The following is a 14603-nucleotide window of genomic DNA, read 5'->3' as shown; positions in this document are numbered from 1 at the left end:
TGCCCGGTAAGTTGTCCGGCGTGACCGTCGCCGAGACCCTCCTCGTCTACGCCGGCATCCCGCTGGCCGTCATCCTCGTGCTGGCGCTGCTGACGCTCAGGCCGGGCGCCGGCCGGCGTCCCCGCTACAAGCCCGGCCAGTCGTGGGACTACGCCCCCGTCTGGTACGAGCCGCACCCCGCGCACACCGGCGGTCACGGCCCCGCCTCGACGCACGGGCCCGCCGCGGTTCCGGGCAGCGACACCTCGGCCCTGGGGTCCTCCGTGTACCCGGAGCAGCCGGGCGAGCGTGCCCTGGAGTCCGGGAACGGCGTCGGCCCCGCCGTCGGCACCGGCTCCACCGGATCGCACGGCGGTGCCACGGCCGCCCGGCTGCCGCACCCCGCCGGCCCGCTGGGCGGCGCCCGAGGGACCTGGTGACCCGGTGACCACCTACTCCGTTCCGACGACCATTCCCGGAGGCCGGCGATGACCCGCGCGCTCGAAGCCGATTCCCGCGCCACGGACGTGGCGGGCACGGCGCCCCCGCGTACCGAGGAGGGCCGGCCGGACGAGATCTTCACCTACCGCGAGCTGGCGCGCCTGGACGAGGCGCTGACCATGTCTTCCCGCGAGACCGGGCTGCGCTTCACCCTCTACGTGGGTGAGCTGCGCACGCCGACCCGTGCGCACGCCGAGGAGCTGCACGCCCGCTCCGGCGCCAACCCGTCCGACGCCGTCCTGATCGCCGTCTCACCCGGGCAGCGGGTGGTGGAGGTGGTCACCGGTGCGGGCGCCGCCCGCCGGCTGCCCGACCGCGCCTGTGCGCTCGCCGTCCTCTCCATGACCAGCGCCTTCGGCGCCGGGGACCTGGTGGGCGGCATCGTCAACGGCTTGCGCCAGCTCTCCGACCAGGCCGGGCACCCGGCGGCCCTGCGCCCGTAGGACCTGCTTCCTCGCCCGCTCGGGCCGGTGCCCGACGAGCCCGGAGACGACAAGGCCCCGCCCACCAGCTGGTGGGCGGGGCCTCGTCGTTCGCGGCTCAGCGTCCGGCGTCGGCGTCCCGCTCGCGGGCTCGCAGCGCACGGGCGACGCCGTCGCGGCCCTCGAACACCAGCCGGCGCAGGGCGGGCGGCTGGTCCGGGTCGGACAGCCACGCGTCCGCCGCCGCGATGGTGCGCGGCTCGACCACCGGCGGGAACAGGTACTGGACGGTGTTCTTGGCGATCTCGCCGGGCCGGCGGTCCCAGACCGGGCGGACCTCGGCGAAGTAGCGGTCGACGTACCCCGCGGTGAGCTCCCGCTGGGCCGGGTGCCAGAAGCCCTGGAGCATCGCCTCGTGCACGGCGTTGGGCAGCGACTCGTCGGTGAAGGCCCGTTGCCAGGTCTCCTCCTTCGACTCCGCCGTCGGCCGCAGCGCCCGCGCCGTCGCGGCCCGCCGGATGCCGGTGGCGGTGGCGTCCCGCTCCGCCTCGGCGTCGATCTCCGCGTCGCCGGCCGCGCCGATGGCGACCAGACCGTGCAGGAAGGCCCACCGGGCGTCGGCGTCGACCTCGAGACCGGCGACCGTGCGGGAGCCGTCGAGCAGACCGCGCAGCGCGGCGGCGTGCTCCTCGGTGCGGGCGGCGCTCGCCAGCGTGCGCGACCAGAGCAGCTGCTGGTCGCTGCCCGCCGGGGCCGCCTCGAGGGCGGCGAGCGCCGCGTCGGCCAGCTGGGCCCAGCCGGTCGGTGCCCAGGCCGGGTCGGCGTAGGAGGACAGCGCGCTATGCACCCGGGCCAGCAGCGACTGGATGACGCTGCTCTCGGTCTCCGCGCCCACCCCGGCGAGCACCAGCTGCACCCACTCGCGGGCGGGCAGCTCGGCGTCGCGGGTCATGTCCCAGGCCGCCGACCAGCACAGCGCGCGGGCCAGCGGGTCCGGGATGGCGCCGATCCGGGCGCGCAGCGTCGCCAGCGATCGCTCGTCGAGCCGCAGCTTGGCGTAAGTGAGGTCGTCGTCGTTGACCAGCACCAGGTCCGCCACCGGGTGCCCGGCCAGCTCGGGCACCTCGGTGCGGGCGCCGGCCACGTCGAGCTCCACCCGGTGGGTGCGGATCAGCCCGTCGGGACCCTCGCTGTAGAGACCCACCGCCAGCCGGTGGTTGCGCAGCACCGGGTGCTCGGCGACCGCGGTCTGCTCGATGGCGAAGCCGGCGTACCGGCCGTCGTCGGTGAGCTGGAAGACCGGGCGCAGGGTGTTGACCTGGCTGGTGCGCAGCCACTGGTCGGCCCACTCCGACAGGTCGCGCCCGGAGCTCTCCGACAGCGGGCCCAGCAGGTCGGCCAGCGTCGTGTTGCCGTACTCGTGCCGGCGGAAGTACCGCTGCACTCCGGCGAGGAACTCGTCGCGGCCGACGTAGGCGACCAGCTGCTTGAGGACCGAGGCGCCCTTGGCGTAGGTGATGCCGTCGAAGTTGACCTCCACCGCGGCGACGTCGGGGATGTCGGCCGCGATCGGGTGCGTCGAGGGCAGCTGGTCCTGCGCGTAAGCCCAAGCCTTCTCGGTGTTGGCGAACGTGGTCCAGGCGGTCGTGTACTCGGTGGCCTCGGCCTGCGCCAGCGTGCTGATGTAGGTGGCGAAGGACTCGTTCAGCCACAGGTCGTCCCACCAGCGCATGGTGACCAGGTCGCCGAACCACATGTGCGCCAGCTCGTGCAGCACCGTCTCCGCGCGGCGCTCGTAGCGGGCCCGGCTCACCTTCGACCGGAAGACGTAGTCCTCGAGGAAGGTGACCGCGCCGGCGTTCTCCATCGCCCCGGCGTTGAACTCGGGCACGAACAGCTGGTCGTACTTGTCGAACGGGTACGGGTAGTCGAACACCCGGTGGTAGAAGTCGAAGCCCTGCTTGGTGATCCGGAACATCTCGTCGGCGTCGAGGTACCGGGCCAGGGAGGCGCGGCAGTACAGGCCGAGCGGGATGCCGTCGTGCAGGTCGGTGACCTTGGCGTAGGGGCCGGCGATCAGCGCGACGAGGTAGGTGGAGATGCGCCTGGTGGGCGCGAAGTGGGCCAGCTGCGACCCGCCCTCGCCCGCCTCGATGGTGCGGTCGCCGGTGTTGGAGATGACGTGCCAGTCGAACGGCGCGGTCACGTGCAGCGTGAAGGAGGCCTTGAGGTCGGGCTGGTCGAAGCAGGTGAACATGCGCTTGGCGTCGGCCGGCTCGAACTGCGTGTAGAGGTAGACCTGCCCGTCCTCGGGGTCGAGGAAGCGGTGCAGCCCCTCGCCGCTGTTGGAGTAGCGGCAGTCCGCCGTCACCACGAGGGTGTTCTGCTCCGCGAGGCCGGGCAGGGGGATCCCGCCGTCCTCGGTGTAGCCGCGCACGTCCAGCTCGGTGCCGTTGAGCGTCGCCGAGTGCACGGTCTCGGCGACCAGGTCGATGAACGTGTCCGCGCCCGGCTGGCGGCAGGTGAACTCCACGGTCGTCGTCGAGCGGAAGGTGCGCTCTCCGGGATGACCGGCCCCGTCGGTGACGTCGAGCGAGATGTCGTAGCTCTGGACGGCGAGCAGCTCGGCGCGGACGGCGGCATCGGTGCGGGTCAGGTTGGGTACGGCCACCCGGGCAGCTTGTCATGCGGGGCCGACGGTCCGCCCGCGGTCCACCCGTGAGCTCCGAGGGGAACAACCCGGAGGACGCCGGACTTGCCAGCCACCAGTAGCGGCCCCGGGCACCTCCAGCCCGGGCCACGGAGCGAGGAGCACGAATGACCGACGCAGTGCAGAGCGCCCCCACCAAGGCCCGCGTGGACTTCTGGTTCGACCCCCTGTGCCCCTGGGCCTGGCTCACCAGCCGGTGGGTTCTCGAGGCGGCGAAGGTCCGCGACATCGACCTCCACTGGCACGTGATGTCGCTGGCGGTGCTCAACCGGGGGCGCGACCTGCCCGAGGACTACGCCGAGATGATGAAGCAGGCCATCGGCCCCGTGCGGGTGGCGGTCGCGGCCGCGCAGCAGCACGGCGACGAGGTGCTCGGCGACCTCTACACCGCCATGGGCACCCTCCGGCACCACGAGGGCCGGGAGCTGGAGGAGATCATCGCGCCGGCGCTCGAGCGGGTGGGCCTGCCGGCGGAGCTCGCCGAGGCCGCCGGCTCCGCCGAGTACGACGAGGCCCTGGAGAAGAGCCACCACGCGGGCATGGATCCGGTCGGCGACGACGTCGGCACCCCGGTCATGCACATCGACGGGGTCGCCTTCTTCGGCCCGGTGATCAGCAAGGTGCCGACCGGTGAGGACGCCGGCAAGGCCTTCGACGGCGCCGTCCTGCTGGCCAACCTCCCCGACTTCTGGGAGCTCAAGCGCACCCGCACCTCGGGCCCGGACATGGAGTCCGTCCCGGCCGACGCGCTGGAGCTCACCCGCCGCTGACGGAGGACCCCGTCGACGGCGGGCCCCGCACCGGGGCCACGGGGCTGCGGCATCCTGACGGGATGCCGCACCCCACGCGCCAGCGCATCTTCATCTCCGGTGCCAGCTCCGGCCTCGGCGAGGGCATGGCCCGCCGGTTCGCCGCGATGGGCCGAGACCTCGCCCTCTGCGCCCGCCGGATCGAGCGGCTCGAGGCGCTGCGGGCCGAGCTGCTGGCCGCCCGTCCCGGCATCCGGGTCGAGGTCGCCGCCATGGACGTCGACGACGCCGGCTCGGTGGCCACCGTGCTGCCCGAGCTCGCCGACCGCCTCGGCGGGCTGGACCGGGTGATCGTCAACGCCGGCATCGGCAAGGGTGCCTCGGTGGGCACCGGCGAGGCTGCGCGCAACCGCGCGGTCCTGGTGACCAACGTGCTGGGGTCGCACGCCCAGTGCGAGGCGGCCATGGAGATCTTCCGGCGCCAGGGCATGGGTCACCTGGTCCTGGTCTCGTCCGTGGCCTCGGTCCGGGGCATGCCCGGCAGCCGCACCGCCTACGGAGCCAGCAAGGCGGCGCTCAACTGCCTCGCCGAGGGCATCCGTTCCGACGTCTACGGCTCGCAGATCGTCGTCTCCACGGTGCTGCCGGGCTACATCGCCACCGACATCAACGTCGGGCGTCGGGGTCCGCTCACCGTCGGCCTGGACAAGGGGGTCGACGCGCTCACCGCGGTCATCGAGCGCGAGCCGGTCCGCGGCTACGTGCCCGAGTTCCCGTGGCGACCGGTCGCCCGCCTGCTCCGGGTGCTCCCGCTGTCGGTCGTCCGCCGGGTCACCGGCTCGTGACGGGACCGACCCCGCTCACCAGCTGATCCGCATCGGCCGGCCGCGGGCGTCGCGCGCGTCCTCGCCCACGCTCTGCGCCGTGCCGGCGGCGATCCGAGCCGCGGACCACGCCGCTGCGCACGCGTCCAGCGCGTCGACCATCGGCACGCGGACCGGCGCGCCCGCCAGCGCGTCCTCCACGTCCATCACCCTGCGCAGTGCCGTCAGCCGCTGCACCGTTCCGCGGGCGGTGGGCTTCGGGTCGGTCACCCGCGGATCGATCGCCCGGAACGCCAGCTCCGGGTGCACCTCCACCACCCGGTCGGACGGCGGATCGCCCAGCGCCTCGTCGAGCTGCCGGATCGCCTTGACCAGCTGGAACGCCTGGGCCGAGGGGGCGCGCGGGGGAGTCGTGCGCGCCCGGGACAGGGCCCGCGCCTGGGCGTAGTCGTCCGCCTGCAGCACGGCTCGGACCGGCGCCTGGAAGACCGAGCTCCTCCTGGCGCCGAGCAGGTCGGCGGCGGCGACGTCACAGGCGCGGACGCCGTCGTCGGACAGCCCGATCGGCATGTCGATCGCCACCACGTCGACGTCGGGCACGGCGAGCACGGCGGCGACGTCCTCGAGCACCAGCAGCGTCACGGACCGGCCGTCCAGGAGTGCCCCGACCCACCGGCCGCGCCAGCCGTCGACTCCCAGCACCGCCACGGCGGCAGCCTGTCAGACTCCCGGGCATGCGCGTCTTCATCGGTACCGACCACGCGGGCCTGGACTTCAAGGAGCACCTCAAGCGGGCGCTGGCCGACGCCGGCCACGAGCCGGTCGACTGCGGCGCGTTCGAGTACGACGCCCAGGACGACTACCCGCCGTTCTGCTTCGAGGTGGGGGAGCGAACCGTGGCCGAACCCGGGTCGCTGGGCGTGGTCATCGGTGGCTCGGGCAACGGCGAGCAGATGGCCGCCAACAAGGTGCCCGGGGTGCGCGCCGCGCTGGTGTGGAACACCGAGACCGCACGGCTCGCCCGCGAGCACAACGACGCCAACGTCGTCTCCATCGGCGCCCGGCAGCACAGCGACGAGGAGGCCACCGCGCTGGTGCTGGAGTTCCTGGCGACGCCGTTCAGCGGCGACGAGCGGCACGTCCGGCGGATCGGGCTCGTCACCGACTACGAGCGGGACCGGCACCGCCCGGCGGGGGGCCTGCCCACCCGGACGCAGCACCCCTGACGGAGGCGCGTGGGGCGGTGGACCGCTCCGGCTGGCCGGTTCGGGGAGGGCGGCGCTGCATGACTATGCAATGTCGTGCATACTTGCCCCCGTGTCCAAGGTGCTCACCTCCCTGCCCGTCGGCGAACGCGTCGGCATCGCCTTCTCCGGCGGTCTCGACACCTCCGTAGCGGTCGCGTGGATGCGCGACAAGGGGGCGGTGCCCTGCACCTACACCGCCGACATCGGCCAGTACGACGAGCCGGACATCGCCTCGGTCCCCGGCCGGGCGACCGCCTACGGCGCGGAGCTCGCGCGGCTGGTCGACTGCCGGGCCGCGCTGGTCGAGGAGGGGCTGGCCGCGCTCACCTGCGGCGCCTTCCACATCCGCTCCGGTGGCCGCAGCTACTTCAACACCACGCCGCTGGGCCGCGCCGTCACCGGCACCCTGCTGGTGCGCGCGATGCTCGAGGACGACGTCCAGATCTGGGGCGACGGCTCGACGTTCAAGGGCAACGACATCGAGCGCTTCTACCGGTACGGCCTGCTGGCCAACCCCTCGCTGCGCATCTACAAGCCGTGGCTGGACGCCGACTTCGTCACCGAGCTCGGCGGCCGGACGGAGATGTCGGAGTGGCTGGTCGCCCACGGCCTGCCCTACCGCGACAGCGCGGAGAAGGCCTACTCCACCGACGCCAACATCTGGGGCGCCACGCACGAGGCCAAGACCCTCGAGCACCTGGACACCGGCCTCGAGACGGTGCAGCCGATCATGGGGGTCCGGTTCTGGGATCCGTCGGTCGAGATCGCCCCCGAGGACGTCACGATCGGCTTCGCGCAGGGCCGGCCGGTGAGCATCAACGGCAAGGAGTTCGGCTCGGCCGTCGAGCTGGTGCTGGAGGCCAACGCCATCGGCGGCCGGCACGGCCTGGGCATGTCCGACCAGATCGAGAACCGCATCATCGAGGCCAAGAGCCGCGGCATCTACGAGGCCCCGGGGATGGCCCTGCTGCACGTCGCCTACGAGCGGCTGGTCAACGCCATCCACAACGAGGACACCCTGGCCAACTACCACAGCCAGGGCCGCCGGCTGGGCAGGCTCATGTACGAGGGGCGCTGGCTGGACCCGCAGGCGCTCATGCTCCGGGAGTCCCTGCAGCGGTGGGTCGGCATGGCCGTGACCGGTGAGGTGACCCTGCGGCTGCGGCGCGGCGAGGACTACTCGATCCTCGACACCGCCGGCCCGGCGTTCAGCTACCACCCGGACAAGCTCTCCATGGAGCGCACCGAGGACTCCGCCTTCGGGCCGGTGGACCGCATCGGGCAGCTGACCATGCGCAACCTGGACATCGCCGACTCCCGCGCCAAGCTGGAGCAGTACGCCGGCCTGGGCATGGTGGGCGGCGGGACGACGCCGGCCGCGATCGGTGCCGCGCAGGCCGCCGCCACCGGTCTGATCGGCGCCATGGACGTCGGCGGCGCCGAGGTGATCGCCTCGCGCGGCGAGGTGTCGGCCGACGAGGAGCTGCTCGACCGGGCCGCGATGGAGTCCGGCACCGACTGAGCGGGGTCAGAACTCGTCGGGGCACCAGGGCGCGATCGGCCAGCCGAACGCCGTCGAGGCGAGGGTGACCGCGCCGGGGCTCACCTCGGTGACCCGGCCGGCGCCCTGCAGCGCGGCGAGCGAGGTGCCGCCGAGGTAGACCGCGGAGAGTTCCTCGATGCCGAGCACGAGGTCCGGGTCGCGGTCCGTCCGGCCGCAGTAGCCGCCGGCGGGGTGGCCGGACAGCCGCCAGCGTCCGTCGTTCCACGGGCAGAACGGGTCGCGGACCTCCAGCACCAGGTCGATGGGTGCCGGATAGCGGCGGGCGGCCAGCGCCCGGCCGACGTCGACCACCCGCACCCACAGCGCGTCGACCGGGTGGGCGTGCAGCGCGCGCGGATCGGTCAGCAGGTGGCGCACCGGGTCGTCGGAGGAGGCGTGCGGCGCGGCCACGGTGCGCACCAGGTCGTGGGACAGCAGGAAGCGCCACAGCGCGGCGTAGGCGGCGGGGCCGGTGGCCCGCACCTCCTCGACGGTGAGCGTGCTCTCCGGCTCGCCGGCCGCGGTGAACGTGCCGGTGATCCGGTAGGTCGCGTAGCCGTCCACCTCGCCGTCGGCCCCCACGTGCAGCGCGTACTGCCGCTCGTTCGCGCCGTGCCGCTCCTCCGGGACGTCGAGCAGCCGGCGGCCCCACCAGCGGTCGTCGCGGACGAGGTTCCCCGGCACCCAGCGCCGGACGGCCTCGTAGACCCGTGCCGCGGCGGGCCGGAACTCCTCGGCGTCGACCAGCCGCACGCGCCCGTCCCCGGTGTCGACGTCGTCGCGCACCCGCAGCCGTCCGGCCTCCCCGGTCCAGCCGCCGCGCCAGGACGCGGGGGCGTAGCCGAACCGGCCGTAGATGGACCCCTCCGCGGCCCACAGCGCCGCCACCGGCTCACGCTCCTGCTCGTGCAACTCGGTCAGCTGCCGCCGCATGATCGCCGTCAGCACGCCGCGGCGGCGGTGGGTGGGGGAGACGCTGACCCAGGTGACTCCGGCGGTCGGCACGACGGCGCCGGGCACGCTCATCCGGAAGCTGTAGAGCCCGGAGGTGGCGACGATCCGGCCGTCGTCGTACAGGGCGAGAGAGCGGTCCAGCTCGGCCACCGGCGGCACGGTCTCCGTGTAGGGCCCGGTCAGCGGATCGCCGAACACGGTGTGCATGGCGCGGGTGAAGGCCGGCCACTCGTCGGCGGTGATCGGGCGGAGCTGGGCGGAGAGGTCGTCGGCCACGGGGCGTGTCTACCGAACGGGTGCGACGGGACGCCAGCGAGTTGCGGGCCGGTGCTCCACGCACCGGGGGCCGCAGATCGGGGTCGGCTGCTGGGATGCCGCCACGCCGGAGGAGCGGCGTCCGGTGTCGGGGCCACCCTCGAGCGCGATCCGGCTAGGGTCGGTGCCGCTGGGCCTGCCGTCGTCGTCGTGCCCCTGCGCCACCGGCGTGCCCGGCGGACGGAGGAAGCCCGTGCGCGCTCGCGCACTGCCCCTGGCAGTGGTCGCCGCCCTGTTCACCGCGGCCTGCACCGGTTCGCCGGAGGACGGTGCCGGAACCGAGGAGCAGGTGGCGCAGGTCGCCACCACCGCTCCGGGTGAGCGCCTGACCCTCGTCGCGGACGACGACCCGGTCGCCATGGCGGCCAGCGCCAGCCGGACCTTCTTCGAGGAGGCGGGCGTGGTCGTGCTCGCCGCCGAGGGCGACCGGGCCGGCACGCTGCTCGGCGCGTCCGCCGCCGTCGCGCTCGGCGTGCCGCTGCTGCTGGGCGCCGACGGCTCCGGCGTCGACGAGCCGGTCCGTGCCGAGCTCGAGCGGTTGGGGACCACCACGGTGCTCGCCGTGGGCGAGGCGGCCCCGGCGCCGGCCTCCGCCTCCTCCTCGTCGTCGGCGTCGCCCGCCGAGGACGCCCCCGAGGTCATCGGTGTCCCGGCCGACCCGGCTGCCCTCGCGGCCGCGCTGGACCGGGAGCTCGCCGAGGCCGACCCGGTCGCCGGCGACGCCGCCGTCGCCGCCGTCGCGGCACTCGACCCCGCCGACCCTGCTGCGCTGCGCCCGGAGGGCGCCCCCGGCGGCTCGGCGGAGGAGGACGACGAGGGCGGCACCGACGGCTCGCTGCCCGAGATCGAGGGCGCCGAGCCGATCGCCGGCACCCTCGTGCTGACCACCGGCACCCCCGACGCGCTGGCCGCGACGGCGACCGCCCGCGCCGCCGGCGCCCGGGTGCTGGTCACCGGCGGACCGACCGACCCGCGCGCGTCCGGGGAGCTGATCGGAGCCCTCGCCGAGGACGACGCCGTGCACGTGGTCGCCCTGGGCGCCGGCTTCGCCCAGGAGCAGGGCCTGGACTGGAAGCTGGCGACCGCGGCGACCGGGACCGAGCTGCCCGGCGGCGGTCAGCTCCTCTTCCCGGGCCGGATGATGGTGGCGCTCTACGGACACCAGGGGACCGCCGCGCTCGGGATCCTCGGGGAGCAGCCGGTGGATGCCGCGATCCAGCGGACCCGCGACCACGCCGCGCCGTACGAGCCGCTGGTGGACGTCCCCGTCATCCCTGCCTTCGAGATCATCGTGACGGTGGCCTCGGAGTTCGCCGGGCCCGACGGCAACTACTCGACCGAGAGCGCCGTCGAGGACGTGCGCCCGTGGGTCGAGGCCGCGGGGGGCGCCGGCCTCTACGTGGTGCTGGACCTGCAGCCCGGCCGGACGGACTTCGTGACCCAGGCCGAGCTCTACCGGCCGCTGCTGGAGCTGCCCTACGTGGGCCTGGCGCTCGACCCGGAGTGGCGGCTCGGGCCGAACGAGGTGCACCTGACGCAGATCGGTTCGGTCGGCATCGAGGAGGTCAACCGGGTGGTGAACTGGCTGGCCGACCTCACCCGGGAGAACCGGCTGCCGCAGAAGCTCCTCGTCCTGCACCAGTTCCGGATCGACATGCTGCCCGGGCTGGACCAGCTGGACATGAGCCGGGACGAGCTGGCGATCATGATCCACGCCGACGGGCAGGGGCCTCAGGGCTCCAAGCAAGCCACCTGGCGGGCGCTGCACGACAACGCACCCGAGGGCCTGTTCTGGGGCTGGAAGAACTTCTACGACGAGGACAGCCCGATGCTGAACCCCCAGCAGACGATCGAGCAGGTCGAACCGGACCCGGACCTGGTCACCTACCAGTAGCCGGGTCCCGGCACCGGGTGGGCGGCACGGCCGCCGGGTCCGACCGGGAGGTGGGAGCTTCCCCGATCCGTCGGTGCCCTGTGGTGTGCTGGCGCGTGTCGTCGACCGGAGGAGTGGTTCCCCGTGACCAGCGTTGCGCTCGGCTCCACTGATCAGCTCGACCCACGGCTGCTCGAGCACCGCCGCGAGCTCACCGGGTACTGCTACCGGATGCTCGGTTCGGTGTTCGACGCCGAGGACGCGGTGCAGGAGACGATGGTCCGCGCCTGGCGGGGGCTCGCCGACTTCGAGGGCCGGTCGGCGGTCCGCTCCTGGCTGTACCGGATCGCCACCAACGTCTGCCTCGACCAGCTCTCGGGCCGGCAGCGCCGGGCGTTGCCGATGGATCTGGCGGGCTCGCCGTCCCCGCCGGTGGCGGCCTCGCTGGCCGGGCGCCGCGCCACCGAGGCGTGGGTGGAGCCGGTCCTCGACCGGCAGGTGCTCCCCGAGGACGGCGACCCGGCCGAGCAGGCGGTGGCCCGCGAGTCGGTGCGCCTGGCGTTCGTCGCCGCGCTGCAGCACCTGCCGCCGAAGCAGCGGGCGGTGCTGATCCTGCGCGAGGTGCTGCGCTGGAGGGCCGACGAGGTCGCCGAGCTGCTCGACACCACGGTCGCCTCGGTGAACAGCGCGCTGCAGCGGGCCCGGGCGACGCTCGCCGACGTCGGGGGACGCCCGGCGCCGCGCACGCTGGACGACGAGGGCCGCGCGCTGCTGGCCCGCTACCTCGACGCGTTCGAGCGCTACGACATCGACGCCTTCGTGCAGCTGCTGCACGAGGACGCCACCCAGCACATGCCGCCGTTCGAGATGTGGCTGCGCGGGCGCGACGACATCGCCACCTGGATGACCGGACCCGGCGCCGGGTGCAAGGGGTCGCGGCTGATCGAGACCTCGGCCAACGGCACGCCGGCGGTCGCCCAGTACCGCCCGGCCGACGGCGGTGGCCACGCGCCGTGGGGCCTGCACGTGCTGGAGATCCAGGACGGTCGGATCGCGCACATCTCCAGCTTCCTCAACCTCGACTGCGAGCTGTTCGCCGCGCTCGGGCTGCCCACGGAGCCGTAGCCGCCGGCCCGCCGCGGATGTCCGGCCGGTCGGCACGCGCTCGACCGGGAGCGGTCACCGCGTCAGCCCGGCGAGATGACGGCGCCGGTGCCGACCCGGCTCCGTCACCGATGCGGGCGGGGCCCGCGGCTACCGTCGGACCTCATGGCGGATCCGACGACGGGGGACACGCGCCGCGAGCGGTGGGAGCGCGGCACGGAGTGGCCGCTGACCACGGCGGCGGTGCTCTTCCTGGCCGCCTACGCGTGGCCGATCCTCGAGCCGGACCTGGCCACGCCGTGGCGGTGGCTGTGCAACGTCCTGACCTGGGTCACCTGGGTGGCGTTCGCAGTGGACTTCGTCGTGCGGCTGACGCTGGCCCAGCGGCGGTGGCAGTTCGTGCGAACCCACTTGCTCGACCTCGCCGTCGTCGTCCTGCCGCTGTTCCGCCCGTTGCGCCTGCTGCGGCTGGTCACCCTCCTGTCGGTGCTCAACCGGCACGCGGGCCGGTCGCTGCGCGGGCGAGTGGTCATCTACGTCTCCGGCGCCACCGCGCTGGTCATGCTCGTCTCGTCCCTGGCCATCCTCGACGCCGAGCGGGGCGCCGAGGACGCCAACATCGAGACCTACGGCGGGGCGCTGTGGTGGTCGTTCGCCACGGTCACCACGGTCGGCTACGGCGACCAGTACCCGGTGACCACCACCGGACGGGTGATCGCGGCCGGGCTGATGCTCGCCGGGATCGCGCTGCTCGGCATCATCACCGCCACCTTCGCCTCCTGGCTGGTGCAGCGGGTCGAGGAGATCGAGGACGAGTCGGCCGCAGCGACCCGTCAGGACGTGCAGGCGCTGGTCGCCGAGATCGTCGCGCTGCGGGCGGAGGTCGCGCGGGGAACCGGGCACGCCGGCGACGGACCTCCCGGCACCGGGTCGACCGCCGAGGAGGCGGCCAGGCGGTAGCGGTCACTCCCGGTCGTGGCCGGCCGCCTCACGCCGTCGACCCGGACCGGCTCCCCGCGGGAACGCCGCCGGTCACGCTCCCGCCGGCAGCACGGCGGGGTCCGAGGAGCACCCGCCCCAGCACGCGCGGGCGCATCAGCGACGGCGGCCGGGTGAGCATCCCGATGACCCGGACGAACGCCGCAGCCACCTCGGGGTCACGGTGGGCGACCGGGAGCAGGCGCTCCAGGTAGGCGGTGGTGAGGCGCCAGGGCACCGGTCGAGGGCCCTCGACCTCCGGGTGCGCGAGGTCGGATCCCGTGGCGAGGTCCCACGCGTCCTGCACGGCCCACCGCGCCGCCGACAGCGTCCGCAGGCCGACGCGGTCGAGGCCGTGCGCGTCCAGGACGCGGTCGAGTGCCAGGGCCTCGATGATCGCCACGGTCATGCCCTGCCCGAAGCGGGGATCGAAGGAGCAGACCGCGTCGCCGGCGACGTGGTAGCCCTCGGGCAGGCGGCGCAGCCGGTCGTACCGGTGCCGGGAGAACGAGGGGAAGGCGGCTCGCGCGGCGTCCCCGATCGGCTCGGCGCCGGCGACGACGTCGTGCAGGTCGCGGCTCCAGAGGTCGGCCGCGTAGTCGGTGAAGCCGTCCAGGTCCGCCGGGGGGCGTTCCCCCAGCATCCCGATCAGGGTGACCAGCCACCGCCCGTCCTCGACGGCGAGCGCGACCCCGCCCCTGCGGCCGCCCGGGGGGACGTCCACCAGCACGTTCCGGCTCCCGCCCAGGTCGGCGGGGTCGCGGCGGAACAGCCGCGTGGTGTAGTGGATGTCGACCTTCAGCCGCTCCTCGGCGGGCGGTGCGAAGCCGAGGTCGGCCAGCCAGCGCGGCGACCGGGAGCTGCGGCCCGTGGTGTCGACCACCAGGTCGGCGTCCAGCATCCGCTCCTCGGTGGGGTCGGCCTCCGACCGCAGCCGCACCCCCGTCACACGGCCCCGGTCGCCGGTCGTCCGCAGGTCCCGGGCGGCCCAGCCGTCGAGCACCTCCACCCGGTCCAGCGCCCGGACCCGGTCGCGGACGACGCCCTCGATGAGCGGCCGGGTCGCTCCCGCGATGCGGAGGTCCGCGCCGGTCAGGTCCAGGCGGCCGCCGCCCATGTGGAAGCGCCACTCCGGCGCCGGGATGACGTGGGCGCCGCCCGTGGCGAGGTCCTCGACGATGCCGGGCAGCAGCTGTTCCAGCCGGGTCAGCCCGCCGGGCACCAGCAGGTGGATGTGCTGACCCTGCGGCACTCCCCGACGGTCCACCCGGCCGTCGGGCAGGACGTCGCGGTCGACCACGGTGACGCGGTCGAAGCGGCGGACCAGCGGTACGGCGTGCACGAGCCCGGCCATGCCGGCACCGAGCACGACGGCGTGTTCTCCGAGGTGGGTCACGGCTTCCT

Annotated in this window: 13 protein-coding genes; 9 read left to right on the top strand and 4 right to left on the bottom strand. The window is 74.3% G+C overall.

What is annotated here, in order from left to right:
* The first annotated feature begins 20 nt into the window (after window positions 1-20).
* On the top strand, window positions 21-419 hold the full coding sequence (gene ctaJ, locus ACI791_RS01890) for an aa3-type cytochrome oxidase subunit CtaJ (RefSeq protein WP_347059951.1): 399 nt from the start codon (window positions 21-23) through the stop codon (window positions 417-419).
* 48 nt (window positions 420-467) lie between these two features.
* Window positions 468-923 carry a DUF5130 family protein gene (locus tag ACI791_RS01885; RefSeq protein ID WP_456584484.1) on the top strand — a complete coding sequence of 152 codons (456 nt, stop codon included), beginning with the start codon at window positions 468-470 and terminating at the stop codon, window positions 921-923.
* Window positions 924-1020: 97 nt separating this feature from the next.
* On the opposite strand, the gene pepN is transcribed toward ACI791_RS01885, so the two are convergent.
* On the bottom strand, window positions 1021-3573 hold the full coding sequence (gene pepN / locus ACI791_RS01880) for an aminopeptidase N (protein ID WP_456584483.1): 2553 nt from the start codon (window positions 3571-3573) through the stop codon (window positions 1021-1023).
* Between the two features lie 146 nt (window positions 3574-3719).
* Here pepN and ACI791_RS01875 point away from each other — a divergent pair, with 146 nt between their 5' ends.
* Together ACI791_RS01875 and ACI791_RS01870 are read left to right on the top strand one after the other, a co-directional pair.
* On the top strand, window positions 3720-4382 hold the full coding sequence (locus tag ACI791_RS01875; protein WP_456584482.1) for a mycothiol-dependent nitroreductase Rv2466c family protein: 663 nt from the start codon (window positions 3720-3722) through the stop codon (window positions 4380-4382).
* A gap of 62 nt (window positions 4383-4444) precedes the next feature.
* A complete protein-coding gene (locus ACI791_RS01870; protein WP_456584481.1) occupies window positions 4445-5206 on the top strand; it encodes an SDR family oxidoreductase in 762 nt (253 codons plus the stop codon).
* Between the two features lie 15 nt (window positions 5207-5221).
* Here the strand turns inward: ACI791_RS01870 and ACI791_RS01865 are convergent, their stop codons facing one another.
* Window positions 5222-5893, bottom strand: coding sequence for a DUF429 domain-containing protein (locus ACI791_RS01865; RefSeq protein ID WP_456584480.1), 672 nt, complete (start codon window positions 5891-5893; stop codon window positions 5222-5224).
* A gap of 26 nt (window positions 5894-5919) precedes the next feature.
* On the opposite strand from ACI791_RS01865, the gene ACI791_RS01860 reads away from it, so the two are divergent.
* Window positions 5920-6411, top strand: coding sequence for a ribose-5-phosphate isomerase (locus tag ACI791_RS01860; RefSeq protein ID WP_456584479.1), 492 nt, complete (start codon window positions 5920-5922; stop codon window positions 6409-6411).
* 91 nt (window positions 6412-6502) lie between these two features.
* Window positions 6503-7954 (top strand): argininosuccinate synthase, encoded by a 1452-nt coding sequence (argG, locus tag ACI791_RS01855; RefSeq protein ID WP_456584478.1) that lies wholly within the window; start codon window positions 6503-6505, stop codon window positions 7952-7954.
* Window positions 7955-7960: 6 nt separating this feature from the next.
* On the opposite strand, the gene ACI791_RS01850 is transcribed toward argG, so the two are convergent.
* Window positions 7961-9205: a GNAT family N-acetyltransferase gene (locus tag ACI791_RS01850; RefSeq protein WP_456584477.1), complete on the bottom strand. Its 1245-nt coding sequence runs from the start codon at window positions 9203-9205 to the stop codon at window positions 7961-7963.
* 232 nt (window positions 9206-9437) lie between these two features.
* Here ACI791_RS01850 and ACI791_RS01845 point away from each other — a divergent pair, with 232 nt between their 5' ends.
* The 3 genes from ACI791_RS01845 to ACI791_RS01835 all read left to right on the top strand — a co-directional run bounded on the left by ACI791_RS01845 (window position 9438) and on the right by ACI791_RS01835 (window position 13181).
* Entirely contained in the window at window positions 9438-11138 is a 1701-nt protein-coding gene (locus ACI791_RS01845; protein WP_456584476.1) for a hypothetical protein, read from the top strand.
* 123 nt (window positions 11139-11261) lie between these two features.
* Window positions 11262-12242, top strand: a complete 981-nt coding sequence (locus ACI791_RS01840) for a sigma-70 family RNA polymerase sigma factor (RefSeq protein WP_456584475.1) — start codon at window positions 11262-11264, stop codon at window positions 12240-12242.
* A gap of 144 nt (window positions 12243-12386) precedes the next feature.
* A complete protein-coding gene (locus ACI791_RS01835; RefSeq protein ID WP_456584474.1) occupies window positions 12387-13181 on the top strand; it encodes a potassium channel family protein in 795 nt (264 codons plus the stop codon).
* A gap of 28 nt (window positions 13182-13209) precedes the next feature.
* On the opposite strand, the gene ACI791_RS01830 is transcribed toward ACI791_RS01835, so the two are convergent.
* Window positions 13210-14595 carry an FAD-dependent oxidoreductase gene (locus ACI791_RS01830; RefSeq protein WP_456584473.1) on the bottom strand — a complete coding sequence of 462 codons (1386 nt, stop codon included), beginning with the start codon at window positions 14593-14595 and terminating at the stop codon, window positions 13210-13212.
* Between the last annotated feature and the right edge of the window lie 8 nt (window positions 14596-14603).

It is taken from the genome of Blastococcus sp. SYSU DS0973 (genome assembly GCF_054051055.1).
Note: the sequence above shows the minus strand (reverse complement) of the source record. Positions and strands in the feature narration are given on the sequence as shown.

Excerpts from the sequence above, each read along its gene's own strand:
- ACI791_RS01885 (WP_456584484.1), top strand. The coding sequence starts at position 468 with ATGACCCGCGCGCTCGAAGCCGATTCCCGCGCCACGGACGTGGCGGGC.
- ACI791_RS01875 (WP_456584482.1), top strand. The coding sequence starts at position 3,720 with ATGACCGACGCAGTGCAGAGCGCCCCCACCAAGGCCCGCGTGGACTTC.
- ACI791_RS01870 (WP_456584481.1), top strand. The coding sequence starts at position 4,445 with ATGCCGCACCCCACGCGCCAGCGCATCTTCATCTCCGGTGCCAGCTCC.
- ACI791_RS01860 (WP_456584479.1), top strand. The coding sequence starts at position 5,920 with ATGCGCGTCTTCATCGGTACCGACCACGCGGGCCTGGACTTCAAGGAG.
- ACI791_RS01835 (WP_456584474.1), top strand. The coding sequence starts at position 12,387 with ATGGCGGATCCGACGACGGGGGACACGCGCCGCGAGCGGTGGGAGCGC.